The organism is Stenotrophomonas sp. YJH_SMC_120 (genome assembly GCF_059368675.1).
The window spans coordinates 94268-112972 of record NZ_JCAFRY010000001.1 but is presented as its reverse complement, the minus strand read 5'-3'; the positions used below and the strand labels follow the sequence as shown (position 1 = coordinate 112972).

The following is an 18705-nucleotide window of genomic DNA, read 5'->3' as shown; positions in this document are numbered from 1 at the left end:
ATGCAGGAACCGTGTTGTGACGGCCGACGCCCCCGGCCGCCTGCCTGTCAGTACCGCGCGTCCTTGGGTTTCGGGTCGCGCGGCCAGTCCTTGGCCTTGTTGGCGAAGTCCGGCCGGGGCTGGTTGATGAAGTAGCTGGCGATGTCCACCGCATCCTGGTCGGGCATCGCCTGCTGGCCCAGTGGCGGCTCGCGGGTCACCGCCGGTGGCATGTTGTGCTTGACGAAGCCGGCGGCCTTGTACAGGCGCGCCATGCCGGCGCCGATGTTGAAGCTGTGGTCGCCCCATAGCGGCGGGAAGGCGATGTCACCGCCGGCGTCGCGCCGTCCTTCGCCGTTGTCGCCATGGCAGGCGGCGCACTGCACGGCGTACAGCGCCTGGCCGCGGACCGGGTCCGGGGTCAGCGTGCTGTCGATCGGCCCCTCACTGGGGGCGGCCACCTTTGCACCCTCTGGCACCGGACTGCTCAGCCACGCCATGTAATCGAGCATCGCGCGCATCTGCGGCGAGTCCTCCGGCAGCGGCTTGCCGTTCATCGAACGCTGCAGGCAGCCGTTGATGCGCTCGGTCAGCCCGATCACCTTGCCCGGACGCGGCATGTAGCGCGGATAGGCGCCGCCGCCGGTATTGAAGTAGTGATTGCCGAAAGGCCGCTTGCCCTCGGCCATGTGGCACGAGTTGCAGTTCAGATCGTTGCCGACATTGTCCGGCAGCAGCCGTGCGGTCTCGTTGAGGATACGGCGGCCGAGCATCACCGATTCGGCATTGCCGAGCCCGGCGATTTCTTCGGCGCTGGGCGCATGGTAGTGCCCGACCACCTTGCCCTGCGCATCGAGGATATCGATCGTGCTGGCCACGGCGGCATCCAGGTCCGGATACAGATGACGGTAAGCGAGGGTACCGGCCCCGGCGAGCATCACGAGGGTGATCGCACTGCCGATCAGCAGGCGGGAGCGTTTGCGCGAACGTTTCATCGTGCGGCCTCCTGCGGAACGTAGTGCACCGGCTTGTCGCGCACCACCCGGCGCATGCGCGCCACGTCGACCTCGCTCACGGCACTGGCCTGGTTGCCCCAGCTGCTGCGGATGAAGGTCAGGATCTGTGCCAGCTGCGCGTTTGGCAGCTGCTCGAAGCCGGGCATGGTGAAGGCCATGCGGTCATGCGGGGTATGCGGCGTGCGGCCGCCGATCAGGGTCACCTGCACCAGCGAGCTGGGGTCATCGGCGAACACGATCGAGTTGCCGGCCAGGGCTGGATAGACGCGCGGCATGCCGCGCCCGTCGGCGCGGTGGCAGGCCTGGCAGTGCTCGGCATAGGCCAGCGAACCTGCCACGCGGTAGTCGCCGCTGCGCAGTGCGGCGGTGGTGGTGTCGGTACCGGGCGACCACTGTGCGCTGCGTCCTTCGCGGGCGGGCAGCTGCTTCAGGTAGCGGGCCATCGCCAGCAGGTCGGTGTCGGACAGGTACTGCGTGCTGTGCTCGACCACGTCGGCCATGCCGCCGAAGGCCGCCGATCGATCGGTGCGGCCGGTACGCAGGAAGTCGACGATCTCGCCCTCGCTCCAGCTGGCCAGGCCGGTCGATTCATTGCGCAGGTTCTTCGCATACCAGCCTTCCAGCACCGAGCCGGACAGGAACTGGCGGCTGCCATCATCGGCCATCGCCTTTTCCTGGAACGCCAACCCGCGTGGCGTGTGGCAGGCGCCGCAGTGGGCCAGGCCTTCCACCAGTTCGGCGCCGCGCTGCTGGCTGGCATCCAGCGACGGATCCGGGTTGAACGTGCGCGGGCGTGCGAACAGCAGCTGCCACCAGGCCAGTGGCCAGCGCATGTTGGCCGGCCACGGGATCGTGCTGTCGGCGTTGTTCTGCTCCACCGGTTGCACCGAGCCCATGAAGTAGGCGTACAGCGCCTTGATCTCGGCGTCGCTGGCGATCACGTACGAGGCGTACGGCATGGCCGGATACAACGGCTGCCCATCATGGCGGATGCCGCGACGCACCGCGCGCTCGAAGTCGGCGTAGTCGTAGGCGCCAATGCCGGTGTCCGGATCGGGCGTGATGTTGGTCGAGTAGATCGTGCCCATCGGCGTCTGCATGCCGAGGCCACCGGCGAACGGCTTGCCGCCGGGCGCGGTGTGGCAGGCCGCGCAGTCGGCCGCGCGCGACAGGTATTGTCCCTGCGCGATCAATGCCGGATCGTGGATGTCGACCTGCGCGGCCTGTCGCGGTGCGAACCAGTAGGGCGTGGTGCGGGCGACGCCGTAGGCGGCGGCCAGCGTGGCGGCCAGGGCAATGGCGAGCTTGAACGAGGTGCGCATGGCGGCACTGTGGGCAATCCCGCGCGCGCGTTCATTGATCCGGATCAATGACTGAACAGATACAGCTTGTACACCAAGCTGAATCGTTCCTGCGTTGTCATCAAGCCGTCATCCATGCGCGATAGATGGCCCACGCGCGCGTCGCTAACCTGCCACGCTGTCGCACCTTTTCCCCGATTGCCCATGAAGCGCCTGCTGCTGTTGTTGCTGGCGTGCGCCGGCCTGTGGCTGGCTGCATGCTCGTCCTCGATCAATGCCTCGTCCACCTCGCTCGCCGATCGGCTGATCGCGCCGGGTGGCGTATCGACCCTGCTCGATCGTCCGCGCATTGCTGCGGCCATCGCCGAACTGCCCAATCGCCACGGCTTCGCGCCGGGCCGCGATGGCGTGCCGATCTTCTGGCGTGTGTTCGATCCTGGCGATTACGGCGCGCGTTACCACTACCTGCCGCAGCGCCACGAGAACGGCCTGCCGCTGGATACCGGCCTGAGCCTGGCAGTACCGCAGCCGTTCCGCGCGCAGGCACCGCGCGGTACCGTGGTGCTGCTGCACGGCTGGATGATGAACGGTGATTCGATGCTGCCGTGGTCGTTGCAGTTGGCCGAATCCGGCTACCGCGTGGTCACGCTCGACCTGCGTAATCATGGACAGTCCGGTACCGGGCCGTCGGGTTATGGCACCTATGAATCCGACGATGTGGTGGATGTGATCGGCGAGCTGCGCGCCCGTGGTGAAGTAACCGGCCCGCTGTACCTGTTCGGCGTGTCCTATGGCGCCGCCACAGCGGTATTCACCGCCGACAAACTCGGCGACCAGGTGGAAGGGGTGGTGGCGATGGAATCGTTCGCCAATGCCGGTGTGGCGATCCGCACGATGATTCCGCACCTGATGGGACTGCAGCCGGAAGGCCTGAAGGCGCAGGCGATGGCGTCGTACGCGCGCTGGCGCTACGGCGGCCAGGACATCAACCAGGTGATCGCCGCCGCCAGCCGCCGTATCGACGTCGATCTGGACCGCGTGGATGTAGCGCGCGCGCTGGCCGATACCCGCGCCTGCGTGCTGCTGCTGCACGGCCAGGGCGACCAGCACATTCCGGTCAGCCAGGGCCGCGAACTGGCCCAGGCCAACCCGCGCGCGCATTACATCGAGATGCGCGGCGAGGACCACATTACACTGCCGCTGCGGCTGGACCTGCTGGCCGGAGTGGTCGATGACTGGATGGCGCGCGATGAGCACCACCCGAAGAGCGCCTGTCCGGCCCCACAGCTGCCGGCCCAGGCCGAGTGGCTGGCCCACCGCTGAAAAAAAGGGGACGGAGGGGATTAAGTCGTTTCCCGCACAGCTGGGCCATAAACGACTTAATCCCCTCCGTCCCCTTTTTCTGTCAGGCCACCCGTCGTGCCAGCGAGCGGGCAGACGCCGCGACGCCCAGCAGCAGCGCGGCCACGCACAGGAAGGCGAAGCCGAGGCTGGTGCCGTGTGCCAGTGCACCGATCGCTGCCGGGCCGGCGAGGATGCCGGCGTAACCCAGCGTGGTGACTGCGGTGATGGCGATGCTCTCCGGCATCACCCGCTGCTGGCCGGCCATCGAGAACAGTGCCGGCACGATGTTGGCGCAGCCCAGCCCGACCAGTACATACCCCGCCAGCGCCACCGGGAACGAGGGCACCAGCGTGGCCAGGGTGAAGCCTGCTGCGGCGGTGATGCCGCCGAAGACCAGGGTGCGGGTGCGGCCGAGGCGCTCGACGATGCCGTCGCCGAACAGGCGCATCGCGGTCATCGCCAGGGTGAACAGCGCGAAGCCGGCGCCGGCCTGGTCACGCGGCACCTGCCGCACTTCGGCCAGGAACACCGCGCTCCAGTCCAGCATCGAGCCCTCGGCGAGGAACACCACGAAGGCCAGCACGCCGATGAACAGCACCACGCCGTGCGGCAGCGCCAGCAGTGGGCCCTCGTGCAGGATCCGTTGCGGGCGCCAGTGCGGCGCCGACAGCACCGCGACCAGCAGCAGTGCCGCCACCGAAACCAGTGCGGCCAGCCACAGCGGTGTACCCAGGATCAGCAGGCCGGTCATGCAGCCGGCGCCGACGAAGCCACCGATGCTGTAGAAGGCGTGGAAGCCGGACATCATCGCGCGCCCGGCGTCGCGCTCGACCGCGACCGCCTGCATGTTCATCGCACAATCCAGCGCACCGACGCCGGCGCCGAACACGAACAGCGCCGCACCCAGCGCCACCGGCGAGGGCGCCAGCACCAGCAAGGGCAGGGCGCACAGCATCATCGCGCAGGTGATCACCATCACCCGGCGGCAGCCCAGCCGCCCGGTCAGCGCGCCCGCCAACGGCATCGCCAGCAGCGAGCCGAGTCCAAGGCACAGCAGCACGGCGCCGAGGCTGGCGTCGGACAGCCCGGCCTTGGCCTTGGCGTAGGGCACCATCGGCGCCCATGCGGCGGTGGCGAATCCGGGAATGAAGAAGGCGGCGCGGGTGGCGTGCTGCTGGGCACGGGGGGATGAAGGCGTCATGCGCGATGCGAAGCTCCAGGGAACAGCCATGAAAACGATTTCAGACTGACTCGGCAAGTGCCATGCGTGACATCGGGCGACGCATACGATTGCAGTGACCCGATTGCGTCACCAGCGATTAACGCGACGCACGGACAGTGGCTGCACGGTCTGCATTCCGCCGGCCGCTGCCGGAGACCTCTACATGAGCACGACACCGACCATCCTCCTCGTCCATGGCTTCTGGGGCGGGGCCGCACACTGGGCCAAGGTGATCCTGGAACTGCATCGCAACGGCCACGACCGTGTGCAGGCGGTGGAACTGCCGCTGACCTCGCTGGCCGACGACGCAGGGCGCACCCGGAAAATGATCCGGCAGATCGACGGGCCGGTGCTGCTGGTCGGCCACTCCTATGGCGGCGCGGTGATCAGCCAGGCCGGTAACGAGCCCAACGTGAAGGGCCTGGTCTACATCGCCGCGTTCGCGCCTGATGCCGGCGAGAGTCCCGGTGGGATCACCCAGCAGCACCTGCCGGAGGCGGCGCCGAACCTGGCACCTGACAGTGATGGCTACCTGTGGCTGCGTGCGGACAAGTTTCATGAGAGCTTCTGCCAGGATCTGAGCGAGGACGAAGGCCGGGTGATGGCCGTTACCCAGAAGGCACCGCTGGCCAGCACCTTCGGTGATGCGGTCAGCGACCCGGCGTGGAAGCACATGCCGAGCTGGTACCAGCTGTCCCGCCACGACCACATGATCGCGCCGGAAAACCAGAAGGCCATGGCCGCAAGGATGCAGCCCAGGCGCCTGCTGGAGCTGGATGCCAGCCATGCCTCGCTGGCTTCGCAGCCGAAGGAAGTGACCGCGCTGATCCTGGAGGCCTGCGCCGCCATTGGCGGCTGATCCCGCGCCAGCACTCCGCACGACAGCCGCGGCGCAGGGGAGTACACTCCTGCGCCGCGGCTGTCCGGCCGCGTCCCTCTCTTCCCTCCAGCCGCCGCCAGAGGATCCCACCCTATCGTGGAGGTCCCGTCGTGCTGCCTGTGCCTGTTGTCCATACGCCGTCCCCCTTGCCGCGTCGCCGCGCGTTGCCGCAGGCGCTGGCCCGGGGGTTGCTGATCGCTGCTCTGGGCAGCAGCGGTATTGCTGTTGCGCAGTCCAGTACGGATCCAGCCAAGGATTCGCAGGCGCCTGCATCACAGACCCTGCAGACCGTACAGGTCACCGCCAACCTGCTCGGTACCATCACCGAGGGCAGCGACGCCTATACGCCCGGCACCATTGCCACCGCGACCCGCCTGGTGCTGACGCCACGGCAGACCCCGCAGACCATCAGCGTGATCACCCGCGCACAGATGGATGACTTCGGCCTGCACGGCATCGACGACGTGATGCGGGTGACCCCCGGCATCAGCATCGTCACCTACGACAGCGAACGCACCGAGTACTACGCGCGCGGTTTCGCGATCCAGAACTTCCAGTACGACGGCATTCCGATGTCGCGCAACTCGGCGTACTCCGCCGGCAACACGCTCAGCGATACCGCCATCTACGACCGCATCGAGGTGCTCAAGGGCGCGACCGGCCTGCTGACCGGCATGGGCGATCCGGGTGCGACCATCAACCTGGTGCGCAAGAAGCCGGGCAAGGACTTCGCCGGCAGTGCCTCACTGGGTGTCGGCCGCTGGGACGACTACCGCGCCGAGCTCGATGTGGGTGGCCCGCTGACTGCCGATGGCCGCGTGCGTGGCCGTGCCGTGGGTGCCTGGGAAGACAAGCGCTCCAACCTGGACAACTACCAGCGAACCAGCAAGGTCGGCTATGCCGTGCTGGAAGCCGATCTGGGCGAACGCACGCTGTTGTCGATCGGTGGCGACGTGATGGACAGCGACCCGAAAGGCTCCACGTGGGGCGGCATTCCGCTGCTGGACAGCGCCGGCAACTTCAACCGCATGCCGCGCTCGTTCAACAATGGTGCGCAATGGGCCGGCTGGCGCCAGTACGTGCGTACCGGTTTCGCCACGTTGGAGCACACGTTCGCCAACGATTGGATTGCCAAGCTGCAGCTCAATCATCAGGTCAACGGCTATGACGCCGCACTGGCCGGTGCCGCCGCCGGCAATCCCGATCCGTTGACCGGCGAGGGCGTCAGCCTGTGGCTCGGCAAGTACGTCGGCAAGACCGTCAGCAATGCCGCCGACTTCTATGTGAGTGGGCATTTCGGCCTGTTCGGCCGCGAGCATGAGCTGGTGGTTGGTGGCAGTGCCTCGCGCAAGCGCTGGACCAATACCGGCTACGGCCCTCAGGCGGGGTTCCCGGATACCGTGCCGGACTACCGCAGCTGGAATGGCGACATTGCCGAACCGCAGTGGCAGCGCACCTATGACAACAATGAAATGACCCGTGAGAACGGGCTGTACGTGGTTGGCCGCTTCGACGTGGCCGATCCGTTGAAGCTGATCGTCGGCAGCCGCCTGGCCAGCTACCGCTCGCCGGACACGCGCGAGACCGGCGTCCATGTGCCCTATGCCGGCGTGGTCTACGACCTCGGCGAGCATTACTCGGTGTATGCCAGCTACAGCACCATCTTCAAGCCGCAGGGCGAGCGTGACGAGCAGGGCAAGGCGCTGGATCCGCTCGAAGGCCGCAGCTACGAGATGGGGCTGAAGGCCGAGTTCTTCGATGGACGCCTCAATGCCAGTGCGGCGCTGTTCCAGCTTGATCAGGACAACTTCGCTCAGCCCACCGGCGGCAAGACACCGGATGGCCAGGATGCCTACCGCACCTTGATGGGCGTGCGCACCAAGGGTTTCGAGCTTGAAATGTCGGGTCAGCTGGCCGAGGGCTGGCAGGTGCAGGGTGGGTTCTCCCACAAGATCGCCCGCCAGGCGGGCACCAAGGTGACCACGCTGGAACCGGAGAACCAGTTCAGCCTGCACACCCGCTACCGCCTGCGTGGCGCCTGGCAGGGGCTGACGCTGGGTGGTGGCGCACGCTGGCAGGATTCGACTTTCGGCGAGATTACCAACCCGGCCACGCGGGCCAAGGTGGTGCATCGCACGCAGCCGTACTGGTTGCTGGATGCGATGGCGCGCTACCAGTTCAACGATCGCCTGTCGGCCACGGTCAACGTCAACAACCTGCTCGACAAGCGTTACTACACGATCTTCAACTGGTACAGCACCTACGCCTGGGGCGAGCCGCGCAACGTGCGGTTGAGCTTGAATTACAGGTTCTGACGCAGATGCGCCCGCGATGCTCTGCAGCATCGCGGGCGATGTGGTTACAGCGGCAGGTCGAACACCAGCACTTCGGCATCGTTGCCGTTTTCCAGCGTCAGCTGGGCTTCGTCGCTGACCTGCAGCGCATCACCGGCTTCCAGGGTGATGCCGTTGACCTGCAGCTGCCCACGGGCCACCTGCACATAGGCGCCACGACCGTTGCCAAGGGCATGGTGCAGCTTCTGGCCGCCGTCGAGGATGGTGGCGAAGATGCGGGCATCCTGGTGGATGCGCAGCGAACCGTCGGCGCCGTCCGGCGAAGCGATCAGGCGCAGCTGGCCGCGCTTGGTCTCCGGTGCGAAGTGGGTCTCCTCGTAGGACGGCGTGATGTTCTCGGTGTCCGGGAAGATCCAGATCTGCAGGAAGTGCACGGTCTCGTCGGCCGAGTGGTTGAACTCGCTGTGGGTGACGCCGCTGCCGGCGCTCATGCGCTGCACGTCGCCGTAGCGCAGCACTGAGCCGGTGCCCATCGAGTCCTTGTGTTCCAGCGCACCGCCCAGCACGTAGGAGATGATTTCCATGTTGCTGTGGCCGTGGGTGCCGAAGCCCTGGCCGCCGATCACCTTGTCTTCGTTGATCACCCGCAGCGGGCCGAAGCTGACGTAGCGCGGGTCGTAGTAGTTGGCGAAGGAGAAGGTATGGCGCGAGGACAGCCAGCCATGCTCGGCCAGGCCACGGGTAGCGCTCTTGCGGATCTGCAGCATGATGGAATCTCCTTGTTCGATGGTTTCGATGGGGTGGGGTGGGCCAGTAGCCGCTGTGTTTCCCCGTTGGAGAGAAGTATCTGCTTGCGCCCGGGGTTTGAAAAACGGATAGTTTTGACGTCCATCATCGAAAAATTCGAATGCTCAAGCTCAGCCTCGATGCCCTGCAGATCCTGGATGCCATCGACCGCCGCGGCTCGTTTGCCGGCGCCGGCAAGGCCCTGCACAAAGTGCCCTCGACCATCTCCTACACCGTGGCCAAGCTGGAGGAGGACCTGGGTGTTCAGCTGTTCGACCGGGTCGGCCCGCGCGCCGAACCGACCGAGGCCGGCCGCGCGCTGCTGGACGAGGGCCGGCACCTGCTGCGCGCCGCCCGCGAGTTGGAACTGCGGGTGCGCCGGGTGGCGTCGGGCTGGGAGACTGAACTGACGCTGGCGGTGGACTCGGTGTTCCCGACCTGGCTGCTCGGTCCGGACATCGCCGCGTTTCGTGAGGCCGAGGCACCGACCCGGCTGCGATTGATCGGCGAGGCCCTGTCCGGCACCTGGGAGGCCCTGCTGGACCGCCGTGCCGACCTGCTGGTCGGCGCGCCGGGTGAGGGCCCCAGTGGCGGTGGTTACGTGGTCGAGCCGCTGGGCACGGTGGAGTTCGTGTTCGCGGTCGCGCCCGGTCATCCGTTGGCCGCAGTGCCAGGCGTGCTCGGTCGCGAGCAGCTGGTCGAGCACTGCGCGATCGCGGTTTCTGATTCCGCGCGCAGGCTGCTGCCGCGCACGGTCGGCTTGTTGATGGGGCAGGAGATGCTGACGGTGCCGGACATGGCCAGCAAATTGAAGTTGCAGTGCGAAGGCGTGGGATTCGGCTTCCTGCCCGAGCCGTGCGCACGCGCTGCGGTGGCGCGCGGCCAGCTGGTGATCCGCGAGGTGGAGGAACACAAGCCGGAAGAGACCTTCTGGCTGGCCTGGCGCACCGGAGAGGATGGCGCCGCACTGCGCTGGTGGCGCGAGCGCCTGCGCAGGCCGGAGCTGTTGTCGCAGTGGTGGCAGGCGATGGCCAGGGGGTAGGTGTACGGCAGGGCTGCGCCCTGCACCCGCTACGATCCAGAGCAACAGCAACAGCAACAGCAACTGCAACAGCAGAAGCTGGTTTCCTGAGGGATGGCGGGGTGGGTCCGGTTGCGGGAGACGCCGTAAACCCGTCCTTGGGGGCTTGGCCGCGGCATCCATGCCGCGGACACTCCCGCAACCGGACCCACCCCGCCTTCGACAGTTTTCCGCGATCTGTCGGAACGGCGTACTGCTCTGGTAGGTGTCGATCTTGGTCGACACGGTAGATCCACGCCATGCGTGGATGCTCTTCGATCAATTGTCGAAATGTTCGAACTCGATGGAGATTCATCCACGCATGGCGTGGATCCATCAGATCGCGGAAATCTGTCAGAGGCGGGGCGGTGTCGGAGTGCGGGGTGTCAGCCGCATGGATGCGGCTGCCAAGCCTACATGGACGTACTTGCGGCGTCCCCGCACTCCGACACCGCCCCGCCATCCCACGGAATGCCAGCTTTTGTCGTGGCCGTTGAGGTTGCCCGCCAGCGGCCGGCACTACCAGGGGGCAGGGCGCAGCCCTGCCGAAAAACACACATAAAAAAACAGCAGGCCGAGGCCTGCTGTTTCGGTGTAATGGTGCGCCCGGAGAGATTCGAACTCCCGACCGCCTGGTTCGTAGCCAGGTACTCTATCCAACTGAGCTACGGGCGCCAATTACATGAACTTGTTGTGCTGACTGTGTATGGTGCGCCCGGAGAGATTCGAACTCCCGACCGCCTGGTTCGTAGCCAGGTACTCTATCCAACTGAGCTACGGGCGCGCGGTACACAATCAAATTTTACTGCATTTCCAGCGGCGGATGCTGGAAACCTGTCGAGTGGTGCGCCCGGAGAGATTCGAACTCCCGACCGCCTGGTTCGTAGCCAGGTACTCTATCCAACTGAGCTACGGGCGCCCTGCGACAGGAGCGGAATTATGCGGATGTCGGCGCGTACCGTCAACAGTTTTGTGAAAATTTTCATCCAACTGAATGAAAAAGCTGTCAGCCACGGCATCAGGGGCCTTCAGCCACGCGAAATGATCGGCGCGCGTGCCCAGTTCCTGCGCGGACAGCACGCGCAGCTGCGCGTCCACATTCGGCAGCTTCGCCAGCAGCGTCTGCATCGATCCGGTGGGGGCCAACCAGTCGTGCTCCATCAGCACCGCCTGTGCGCTGCCATGCACACGCGCCATCTGCGCATCGAGGTCTTCGTCCATGCCGACGGCGGCGTAATGGTTGTTCAGGCCAACGCGCGCCCAGTCGGCGATCAGCCCGCGCGCTTCGGTGCCACCGAAGCCGAGGCGACGGCCATGCAGCACGCCCTGGTGCTGTGCGATCCACGGCAGGAAGCGGTAGACCAGCGGCAGCAGCCAGCCACGCGGTGGTGGGAATCCGCGCCAGAACGGTGAGCCGCTGGCGGCCAGCCACAGCCGGTTGAAGTGCTGCGGGTTGCGGCCGGCATGCACGCAGGCCAGCTGCCCGCCCAGGCTATGGCCGCCGATGATCCAGGGCAGGGCGTCGCCTTCGTCATCCGCTGCGGCCAGGACGGCCTGGCTGGTCGGCAGATCCTGTTCGAGTACCTCGCGATAGCCCCAGTCCTGCGTGCGCGATGGGCGCAGCGAACTGCTGCCGTTGCCGCGCCACTCGTGCAGGTACACCGCCACGCCCTTCGCCGCCAGCGCCAAAGCCAGTGGCAGGTAGTGGCGCGCCGCCACGCCCAGTGCCGGCAGCCACAGCAGGCGTGCGATGGGCTGTGCGGGCACGCAGGCGATCACTTCGTAGCGATGGCCATCAGCGCACTGCACGGCAACGACGCCGGGTGTGAGGCTCATGCGTGTGGTGCCGCGCCGAAGTGATCCAGCACCAGCACCTCGCTGCGGCCGGGGGCATAGCCCTGCTGCAGGCCGCGTGCAACGTAGTCGATACCGGCTTCGCAGGCATTGGCCAGGCTCAAGCCGTTGCACAACTGCGCGGCGATGGCCGAGGCCAGCGTGCAGCCGGTGCCATGTGCGTCCAGCGGCAGGCGGGCATGGATGAACTCTTCGCTGCTCACGCCGTCGAAGTAGCGGTCGATCACGCGGTTGCCTTCATGCAGGTGGCCACCTTTCAGCAGCACCGCACCGGCCCCCAGGTCGAGCAGGGCGGAGGCGGCCTGTTCTGCGTCTTCACCGTTGCTGATCTTCCGGCCGACCAGTAGTTCCGCTTCCGGCGTATTGGGGGTGATCAGCGTGGCCAGCGGGATCAGGCGCTCACGCATGGCCTGCAATGCGCTGTCTTCCAGCAGGCGTGCCCCACTGGTGGCGACCATCACCGGGTCCAGCACCACATGTGGTGGGCGGTGGCGCTCCAACGCTTCGGCGACGGCATGGATCACTTCGGCGTTGGCCAGCATCCCCAGCTTCACCGCGTGGATGTCGAAGTCGTCGAAGCAGGCATCCAGCTGCGCGCGCAGGAACTCGATGGGTGGCACGTGCACGGCGATGACGCCGCGGGTGTTCTGCGCGGTCAGTGCAGCGATCGCCGAGAGGCCATGCACGCGGTGCGCGGCGAAGGCCTTCAGGTCGGACTGGATGCCGGCGCCACCGCCGGAGTCGGAGCCGGCGATGGTGAGGGCGGAAACGGGAGTGGTCGGGCTCATCAGTTGATTGTGCCGTGGTCCCGGAGGGGAAGGTAGATCCACGCCATGCGTGGATGTCCTTGATTCAATGCCGCCAACGCGCCCACTGCTGGTACAGCACATAACCCAGCCCGGTCAGGCCGGTCAGCAGGGCCGGGGCGAGCAGGGCGTCGTACTGCCAGCGCATGAACAACCAGGCGCCGATGATGCCGCCGGCGAGGAAGCCGCTGATGATCAGGCCGCTGAGGGTCAGCCGTCGCAGCTGCAACGGCAGCCCACGCAGCAGGTGGCCCAGGCCGATGCCGAGGTCGGTGAACATGCCGCTGAGGTGGGTGGTGCGCACCACCGCGCCACTGAAGGTGGTGGCCATCGCGTTCTGCAGGCCGCAGGCCATGGCGGCGGCCAGCGCGCCCCAGATCTGGTGCTGTTCGAACAGTGGAATGGCGACCAGCAGCAGCGCCGATTCCAGTGCCAGCGCCACGCCGTAGCGCCGGCCCAGCTGCAGGGTGCTGTCCTGGATCAGCAGGCCGCTGAGCATCGCGCCCAGCGAGAACGCGATCAACAGCCCCCACAGGTGCCCGACGGCGCGCCAGTCCCCCTGCGCCAGCGCCATGCCCAACTGGCTGGTACTGCCGGTCATGTGGCTGACCGCCTGGTGCTCGAAACCGAGGAAGCCGACCACGTTGACCATGCCGGCCACGCACGAGAGCGCGACCGCGCCGATCCAGACCCAGGTGGGCAGGCGTATTCCCATCGGCGGGGCCCCTCAGGGCCCGCCGAAGCCGCCGTTGAACTGCAGCTCGCTGAAGGTGTTGCTGGCCGGGTCGAACACCGCGCCCCAGAACTGCGCGCCGCCATCGCAGACGCGGATCGCTTCACGGGCCGGATTGATGCCACTGTCGTCGGGCAGGTGGAAGGCGTTGACGTAGATCAGCCGCTTGCCGGCGCTTTCGATGCCGACGTACTGGCGGTCGAAGTCCAGCACCTTCGGTACCTGTGCCTCCAGCGACGACAGCTGTGCCTCCAGCTGATCGATCTGCTGCCGGCTGGGGGCCCAGTAGCCGCTGACCCGCCCGGGCTCGCGGCCGGGGCTGGCGCGCGAACAGGTGTCGAGCACCTGCGCGGCGATGATCGGGCGGGTGACCACCCAGGACTGGCCGGTGCGCTCGGCGGTCGGCACACTGGCCGGGCCACGCGTGGTGGTGCAGGCGCCGAGCACGGCTGCGAGGGTGATCGCAGCCGTGGGCAGCAGCAGGCGGGTGCAGCGGTTCACAACACCTCCGAAGCGTAATCGGCCAGGCGCGAGCGTTCGCCTCGGCGCAGCGTGATGTGCGCGCTATGCGGCCAGTTCTTGAAACGATCCACCGCGTAGGTCAGGCCCGAGGTGGTCTCGGTCAGGTACGGGGTGTCGATCTGCTCGACGTTGCCCAGGCAGACGATCTTGGTGCCGGGGCCGGCACGGGTGATCAGCGTCTTCATCTGCTTCGGGGTGAGGTTCTGCGCCTCGTCCAGGATCAGGTAGCGCGACAGGAAGGTACGGCCGCGCATGAAGTTCATCGAGCGGATCTTAATGCGGCTGGCCAGCAGGTCGTTGGTGGCCTGGCGGCCCCAGGTGCCGCCTTCCTGGTTGTGCGTGAGCACTTCCAGGTTGTCGGTCAGCGCGCCCATCCACGGCGTCATCTTCTCCTCCTCGGTGCCCGGCAGGAAACCGATGTCCTCGCCGACGCTGACCGTGGCGCGGGTCATGATGATCTCGCGGTAGCGCTGCTGGTCCATCGTCTGCGCCAGGCCGGCGGCCAGTGCCAGCAGGGTCTTGCCGGTACCGGCGGTGCCCAGCAGGGTGACGAAGTCGATCTCCGGATCCATCAGTGCGTTGAGCGCGAAGTTCTGCTCGCGGTTGCGCGCACTGATACCCCAGACGGCGTGGCTGCCGTGGCGGAAATCATCGACCAGCGACAGCACTACCTTGCCGTCGCCGACCACGCGGCTGACGCGCAGTTCGACTTCGTCTTCGCCGGGCAGGTAGACGTACTGGTTCGGGTACCACTCCTCGCCGTCCTGCGCCTGGATTTCGTAATGGCTGCGGCCCTTGTCGCTCCAGCTGCGCAGGTCGTCGCCGTGGCGCTTCCAGAAGTCTTCCGGCAGCTCGGTGGCGCCGGTGTAGAGCAGGCTGAAATCGTCCAGCGCGCGGTCGTTTTCGTAGTCCTCGGACACGATGCCGGCGATGGCGGCCTTGATCCGCAGGTTGATGTCCTTGGAAACGAACACCACCGGCAGGTCCGGCGTTTCTTCCTTCAGCGCCAGGATCGCGCCAAGGATGGCATTGTCGGGAATGACCTTTCCAAAGCTCTTGCCCGCGTCGAAGTGGCTGGTCTGGAAGCGCAGCTTGCCGGCGCTCTGCTTGCCGCGCAGCTGCAGGCCGTTGGGGCGCTGCAGCGGAATGCCGTCGGCCAGGTTGTCCAGGCCGGATTCCTGCACCAGCTCGTTGAGGAAGCGGCTCACCTGGCGGGCGTTGCGGCTCGCTTCGGAGGTGCCCTTCTTGCCGTTGTCCAGCTCCTCGATCACCTGCATGGGCAGGTAGATGTCGTGCTCCTCGAATTTGAACAGCGCGGTCGGATCGTGCATCAGCACGTTGGTATCCAGCACGTAGATGCGCTTGCCTCGGGTCATCGTCGATTCCTGGTTACGGACAGGGAAAAACCACCACGGCCTGCTGCGGGGCAGGGTGATGGCAGACACAGTAGGCAGTGGGACTCACTTGGACTGGGAGGCCTTCAGTTCGGCGAGAACGGCATCGGCATGGCCGGCAACCTTGACCTTGCGCCAGGACTGCACGATGCGGCTGTCGGGGGAAATCAGGAAGGTGCTGCGTTCGATGCCACGTACCTGCTTGCCGTACATGTTCTTCATCCTGATCACGTCGAAGGCGGTGCACAGCGCTTCGTCGCCATCGCTGACCAGCGGGAAGTTGAAGCCCTGCCTGGCACAGAAGTTGTCGTGCGACTTCACCGAGTCGCGAGAGACGCCGAGCACGACCGCGCCGGCCTTCTTGAACTTCGGCAGCAGGGCGTTGAAGTCGATGCCTTCGGTGGTGCAGCCGGGAGTGCTGTCCTTGGGGTAGAAGTACAGCACCAGCCACTGGCCGGCATAGTCGCCGAGAGTGGCCTGGTCGCCACCGGACAGCGCCAGCGGCAGGGAGAGGGTGGTGCTGTCCAGGGTATCGCCGTTGTTCATGAGGTCCTTCTGTCGAGCCTGGGTTGTTTCTACGACAATTGCATGAAACGCCACGCGCCCGTGAGAGGCGCGCGAAAAATCCGCACTCCCAATCAGAATTTCATCGGGTCCATGATCGCGTCCAGGTTCAGGTGGTCGCAGAACTCAAGGAAATCGTCGCGCAGCGCGGCGATGTGCATGTTGGCCGGCACGCCGATGGTGACCTGTGCACTGAACATTTCCGCACCGGTCTGCATGGCGCGGTAGCGCGTGCTCTGCAGGTTCTCGATGGTGATGCCCTGGCGGTCGAAGAAATCGGCCAGCTGGAACAGGATGCCCGGCTTGTCGGCGGCGATCACTTCGACAATGTACGGCAGCAGGTTGGACTGCGCCTGCTTGGCCGCGGTGCGGTACCAGACCAGCTTCAGGCCTTCCTCGCGCTCCAGCCGGGTCAGCATCGCCTCCAGCTTGGCCACCGAGTCCCAGGAGCCGGTGGCCAGGGCGGTGACCGAGACATCGCGGCCGACCGTGGCCAGGCGTGCGTCCACCAGATTGCAGCCGCTGTCGGCGATGCGGCGGGTGACGGACAGCAGGGGGGACTCCGGATGCGTCGTATAGGCGTTGATCAGGAGGTGGTTTTCGCTCGGCGCGGGGCGCGGGGTGGTGTCGGTCAAGGCGATTCCGGGTAATGCATGCGTTAGTCTGAATGCCCGCCAGAGGCGGGGATCCACCGGTGTCCAGCATACTTGCCCGTGCTTTCGCGCCGCAAGTAACATTCAGGTCGCCCCCGGCCTTTCGTGGCGGGCGTTTTCCCTTTCCAGCCAAGAGCAGCACGTCCTTGTCCCTTTCCGGCCTCATCACCGCGCTGGCGACCCCGTTCCGGGCCGACGGCGCTCTCGATCCCGACGGTTGGCAGCGCCTGCTGCACCTGCAACTGGAAGGTGGCGTCCATGGCGTTGTCGTTGCCGGCTCGACCGGCGAAGCGGCAACCCTCACCGATGCCGAGTACGACCTGCTGCTGGCCAGCGCGGTCGAACGCATTGGCGGCCGCATCCCGGTCATGGCCGGCACCGGCCTGTCCGGTACCGCCAAAACCATCGATCAGACCCGTCGTGCGGCCGCGCTTGGCGCCAGCCATGCACTGGTGGTCACCCCGCCTTACGTGAGGCCGACCCAGGCCGGCCTGATTGCCCATTATCGTGCGGTCGCCGACCAGGGCGGGTTGCCGATCGTGCTGTACAACGTGCCCGGCCGTACCGGTTGCGACATGCAGCCGGAGACCGTGGCCGAACTGGCCAGCCACCCCAACATCGTCGGCATCAAGGAGGCGGTGGGCGACACCGGCCGGGTGCAGGCGCTGCTCGCACTGCGCAGCCCGCAGTTCGCCGTGCTCAGCGGCGACGACGGTACGGCCGCGCGTTCGATCCGGGCCGGTATCGACGGCCTGATCTCGGTCGGCTCCAACGTGCTGCCCGGCGCCTACCGCCGCATGTGCGAGCTGGCCGCCGCCCATGACCACGAAGCCACCGAGTCCTGGGATGCGCGCCTGCAGCCGTTCCATGATTTCTGCGGTGTTGAACCGAACCCGATTCCGGTCAAGGCGCTGCTGCGCCGCATCGGCATCGGCCATGACCTGCGCCTGCCGCTGCTGCCGCTGTCGGCGCCGCACCACGCGGCCGCCGACCATCTTGCCGGCGACATCGCCGCCCTTGAAGCCCTTTCCAGCCACTGACCTTTCGTCTTGGTCTGACCCAGGAGATTCACATGCGTCAATCCGTTTCCACTGTCCGCGTGCTGTCCTACGCCCTGCTTGCGGTGGCCGTTGCCGCCGGCACCACCGGCTGCTTCAAGCGTGGCGTCAAGGGCGACTATGCCCTGGCCCCGGAAATGCGTCCGCTGGAAGTGCCGCCGGACCTCAACCTGCCGGCCACCACCGGTGACAACAAGGTGCCGGCGCTGGTGTCGGCCACCAAGCCGGCAGCGCCGGCGGCTGCGGCTCCGGCCGTTGGCAATACCGGTTTCACCATCGCCGGTGGCAAGGATGAAGCCTTCGCCAAGGTCGGTACCGCGCTGGAAGGCGTGGAGGGCGTGACCATCGCCAGCCGCGCCCAGCTGCTCGGCTCGTATGACGTGGCCTACGAAGGCAGCAACTTCCTGGTCCGCGTGGTCGCCGTCGATGCCGGCGCCTACATCTCCGCGGTCGACCCGCGTGGCCTGCCGGCCACCGCCGAAGCGCCGGTGAAGCTGATCGCTGCGCTGAAGGCGAAGCTGGCCCAGTAAGGGCTGCCTCTGGTAGAGGCTGACCTTGGTCGGCGCTTCTGTGCCAACCAAGGTTGGCACCTACCGGATCGCAAGGTTGGCATGCCGTATCGCGAGGTTGGCATGCCGGATCGCAAGGCTGGCATGCCGGATCTTGCGGTTGGCGTTCACCGGAAAACAGAAAAGGGCGCCCGTGGGCGCCCTTTTCGTTGCCGCCGTGGGCGCTTCTCAGCGCTCCAGCAGCTTCAGCTTGTCCGGCTTGCCATCCCATTCGCCGGCGTCGGCGGGCGGGTCCTTGCGCACGGTCAGCACCGGCCACTCCTTCGCCAGCTCGGCGTTGAGGGCGACGAAGCCTTCCTGGCCGGCGGGGACATCGTCCTCCGGGAAGATCGCATTGACCGGGCACTCCGGCTCGCAGAGGGTGCAGTCGATGCACTCATCCGGGTCGATCACCAGGAAGTTCGGGCCTTCGTGGAAGCAATCCACGGGGCACACTTCCACGCAATCGGTGTGTTTGCACTTGATGCAGTTTTCGGTGACGACAAAGGGCATGGGCTGGGGGTGGATCGATTCCTGAACCCGCCAATTCTAGAACAGGTTGGCCCCCGGTGTCGGCGCGGGGCGGAAATCGGGCGTCTGGCAGGCGCGACCGTGGCAGTCATTGGCGGCAGGGCGGGGCCTGTGCGACGCTGCGGGTCAGCCGGCTGCGTCGGGTGGCCGGCCCCCTTCC

18 protein-coding genes and 3 tRNA genes are annotated in these 18705 nt (G+C 66.6%); 6 read left to right on the top strand and 15 right to left on the bottom strand.

Annotated elements, in window-relative coordinates:
* Positions 1-47: 47 nt before the first annotated feature.
* Both AC5P60_RS00680 and AC5P60_RS00675 read right to left on the bottom strand, forming a co-directional pair.
* Positions 48-974, bottom strand: a complete 927-nt coding sequence (locus AC5P60_RS00680; protein WP_033834150.1) for a c-type cytochrome — start codon at positions 972-974, stop codon at positions 48-50.
* Positions 971-2317, bottom strand: coding sequence for a c-type cytochrome (locus AC5P60_RS00675; protein WP_049402568.1), 1347 nt, complete (start codon positions 2315-2317; stop codon positions 971-973). Before AC5P60_RS00675 ends, AC5P60_RS00680 begins: the two co-directional genes overlap by 4 nt.
* 183 nt (positions 2318-2500) lie before the next feature.
* On the opposite strand from AC5P60_RS00675, the gene AC5P60_RS00670 reads away from it, so the two are divergent.
* Positions 2501-3619, top strand: coding sequence for an alpha/beta fold hydrolase (locus AC5P60_RS00670; RefSeq protein ID WP_005409039.1), 1119 nt, complete (start codon positions 2501-2503; stop codon positions 3617-3619).
* 82 nt (positions 3620-3701) lie between these two features.
* Here the strand turns inward: AC5P60_RS00670 and AC5P60_RS00665 are convergent, their stop codons facing one another.
* A complete protein-coding gene (locus tag AC5P60_RS00665; protein WP_099485100.1) occupies positions 3702-4841 on the bottom strand; it encodes an MFS transporter in 1140 nt (379 codons plus the stop codon).
* Between the two features lie 184 nt (positions 4842-5025).
* Between AC5P60_RS00665 and AC5P60_RS00660 the strand changes: the two genes are divergently transcribed.
* Both AC5P60_RS00660 and AC5P60_RS00655 read left to right on the top strand, forming a co-directional pair.
* Entirely contained in the window at positions 5026-5721 is a 696-nt protein-coding gene (locus AC5P60_RS00660) for an alpha/beta hydrolase (RefSeq protein WP_024957582.1), read from the top strand.
* Positions 5722-5852: 131 nt separating this feature from the next.
* Positions 5853-8057 carry a TonB-dependent siderophore receptor gene (locus AC5P60_RS00655; RefSeq protein WP_111109145.1) on the top strand — a complete coding sequence of 735 codons (2205 nt, stop codon included), beginning with the start codon at positions 5853-5855 and terminating at the stop codon, positions 8055-8057.
* 44 nt (positions 8058-8101) lie between these two features.
* Here AC5P60_RS00655 and AC5P60_RS00650 read toward each other — a convergent pair whose 3' ends face one another.
* Complete coding sequence (locus AC5P60_RS00650; RefSeq protein WP_005409043.1) at positions 8102-8803, bottom strand: pirin family protein; 702 nt, start codon at positions 8801-8803, stop codon at positions 8102-8104.
* A 140-nt stretch (positions 8804-8943) separates the two neighbouring features.
* Between AC5P60_RS00650 and AC5P60_RS00645 the strand changes: the two genes are divergently transcribed.
* Positions 8944-9864: a LysR family transcriptional regulator gene (locus tag AC5P60_RS00645; RefSeq protein ID WP_005409044.1), complete on the top strand. Its 921-nt coding sequence runs from the start codon at positions 8944-8946 to the stop codon at positions 9862-9864.
* A gap of 616 nt (positions 9865-10480) precedes the next feature.
* Here the strand turns inward: AC5P60_RS00645 and AC5P60_RS00640 are convergent.
* From AC5P60_RS00640 to AC5P60_RS00595, 10 genes are all read right to left on the bottom strand, one after another.
* Positions 10481-10557 (bottom strand) — tRNA-Arg (locus AC5P60_RS00640).
* Positions 10558-10589: 32 nt separating this feature from the next.
* A tRNA-Arg gene (locus tag AC5P60_RS00635) sits at positions 10590-10666 on the bottom strand.
* A 58-nt stretch (positions 10667-10724) separates the two neighbouring features.
* Positions 10725-10801: transfer RNA gene (locus AC5P60_RS00630), tRNA-Arg, on the bottom strand.
* Positions 10792-11718: an alpha/beta hydrolase family protein gene (locus AC5P60_RS00625; protein ID WP_483692827.1), complete on the bottom strand. Its 927-nt coding sequence runs from the start codon at positions 11716-11718 to the stop codon at positions 10792-10794. Before AC5P60_RS00625 ends, AC5P60_RS00630 begins: the two co-directional genes overlap by 10 nt.
* Positions 11715-12524: a bifunctional hydroxymethylpyrimidine kinase/phosphomethylpyrimidine kinase gene (thiD, locus tag AC5P60_RS00620; RefSeq protein ID WP_483692826.1), complete on the bottom strand. Its 810-nt coding sequence runs from the start codon at positions 12522-12524 to the stop codon at positions 11715-11717. Before thiD ends, AC5P60_RS00625 begins: the two co-directional genes overlap by 4 nt.
* A gap of 64 nt (positions 12525-12588) precedes the next feature.
* On the bottom strand, positions 12589-13257 hold the full coding sequence (locus tag AC5P60_RS00615) for a YoaK family protein (RefSeq protein WP_123958414.1): 669 nt from the start codon (positions 13255-13257) through the stop codon (positions 12589-12591).
* Between the two features lie 12 nt (positions 13258-13269).
* Positions 13270-13776, bottom strand: coding sequence for a hypothetical protein (locus AC5P60_RS00610; RefSeq protein WP_164222907.1), 507 nt, complete (start codon positions 13774-13776; stop codon positions 13270-13272).
* The gene (locus AC5P60_RS00605) at positions 13773-15173 is read right to left on the bottom strand and encodes a PhoH family protein (RefSeq protein ID WP_005409049.1); all 1401 of its coding nucleotides are present in this window, start codon (positions 15171-15173) and stop codon (positions 13773-13775) included. Before AC5P60_RS00605 ends, AC5P60_RS00610 begins: the two co-directional genes overlap by 4 nt.
* A gap of 84 nt (positions 15174-15257) precedes the next feature.
* A complete protein-coding gene (locus tag AC5P60_RS00600; protein ID WP_049451024.1) occupies positions 15258-15737 on the bottom strand; it encodes a peroxiredoxin in 480 nt (159 codons plus the stop codon).
* A gap of 92 nt (positions 15738-15829) precedes the next feature.
* Positions 15830-16390: a glycine cleavage system transcriptional repressor gene (locus tag AC5P60_RS00595; protein WP_005409051.1), complete on the bottom strand. Its 561-nt coding sequence runs from the start codon at positions 16388-16390 to the stop codon at positions 15830-15832.
* A gap of 164 nt (positions 16391-16554) precedes the next feature.
* On the opposite strand from AC5P60_RS00595, the gene dapA reads away from it, so the two are divergent.
* Positions 16555-17448, top strand: coding sequence for a 4-hydroxy-tetrahydrodipicolinate synthase (gene dapA, locus AC5P60_RS00590; protein ID WP_049451027.1), 894 nt, complete (start codon positions 16555-16557; stop codon positions 17446-17448).
* Positions 17449-17480: 32 nt separating this feature from the next.
* Positions 17481-17996, top strand: a complete 516-nt coding sequence (locus AC5P60_RS00585) for a hypothetical protein (protein WP_005409053.1) — start codon at positions 17481-17483, stop codon at positions 17994-17996.
* A 207-nt stretch (positions 17997-18203) separates the two neighbouring features.
* On the opposite strand, the gene fdxA is transcribed toward AC5P60_RS00585, so the two are convergent.
* Positions 18204-18527, bottom strand: a complete 324-nt coding sequence (gene fdxA / locus AC5P60_RS00580; RefSeq protein ID WP_005409054.1) for a ferredoxin FdxA — start codon at positions 18525-18527, stop codon at positions 18204-18206.
* Between the last annotated feature and the right edge of the window lie 178 nt (positions 18528-18705).

Bases quoted from the DNA above. Each gene is read 5' to 3' on its own strand.
- AC5P60_RS00645 (WP_005409044.1), top strand. From the start codon at position 8,944: ATGCTCAAGCTCAGCCTCGATGCCCTGCAGATCCTGGATGCCATCGAC.
- AC5P60_RS00660 (WP_024957582.1), top strand. From the start codon at position 5,026: ATGAGCACGACACCGACCATCCTCCTCGTCCATGGCTTCTGGGGCGGG.
- AC5P60_RS00600 (WP_049451024.1), bottom strand. From the start codon at position 15,737: ATGAACAACGGCGATACCCTGGACAGCACCACCCTCTCCCTGCCGCTG.
- AC5P60_RS00615 (WP_123958414.1), bottom strand. From the start codon at position 13,257: ATGGGAATACGCCTGCCCACCTGGGTCTGGATCGGCGCGGTCGCGCTC.
- AC5P60_RS00605 (WP_005409049.1), bottom strand. From the start codon at position 15,173: ATGACCCGAGGCAAGCGCATCTACGTGCTGGATACCAACGTGCTGATG.
- AC5P60_RS00670 (WP_005409039.1), top strand. From the start codon at position 2,501: ATGAAGCGCCTGCTGCTGTTGTTGCTGGCGTGCGCCGGCCTGTGGCTG.
- AC5P60_RS00625 (WP_483692827.1), bottom strand. From the start codon at position 11,718: ATGAGCCTCACACCCGGCGTCGTTGCCGTGCAGTGCGCTGATGGCCAT.
- AC5P60_RS00680 (WP_033834150.1), bottom strand. From the start codon at position 974: ATGAAACGTTCGCGCAAACGCTCCCGCCTGCTGATCGGCAGTGCGATC.
- AC5P60_RS00650 (WP_005409043.1), bottom strand. From the start codon at position 8,803: ATGCTGCAGATCCGCAAGAGCGCTACCCGTGGCCTGGCCGAGCATGGC.
- fdxA (WP_005409054.1), bottom strand. From the start codon at position 18,527: ATGCCCTTTGTCGTCACCGAAAACTGCATCAAGTGCAAACACACCGAT.
- AC5P60_RS00665 (WP_099485100.1), bottom strand. From the start codon at position 4,841: ATGACGCCTTCATCCCCCCGTGCCCAGCAGCACGCCACCCGCGCCGCC.
- AC5P60_RS00675 (WP_049402568.1), bottom strand. From the start codon at position 2,317: ATGCGCACCTCGTTCAAGCTCGCCATTGCCCTGGCCGCCACGCTGGCC.
- AC5P60_RS00585 (WP_005409053.1), top strand. From the start codon at position 17,481: ATGCGTCAATCCGTTTCCACTGTCCGCGTGCTGTCCTACGCCCTGCTT.
- thiD (WP_483692826.1), bottom strand. From the start codon at position 12,524: ATGAGCCCGACCACTCCCGTTTCCGCCCTCACCATCGCCGGCTCCGAC.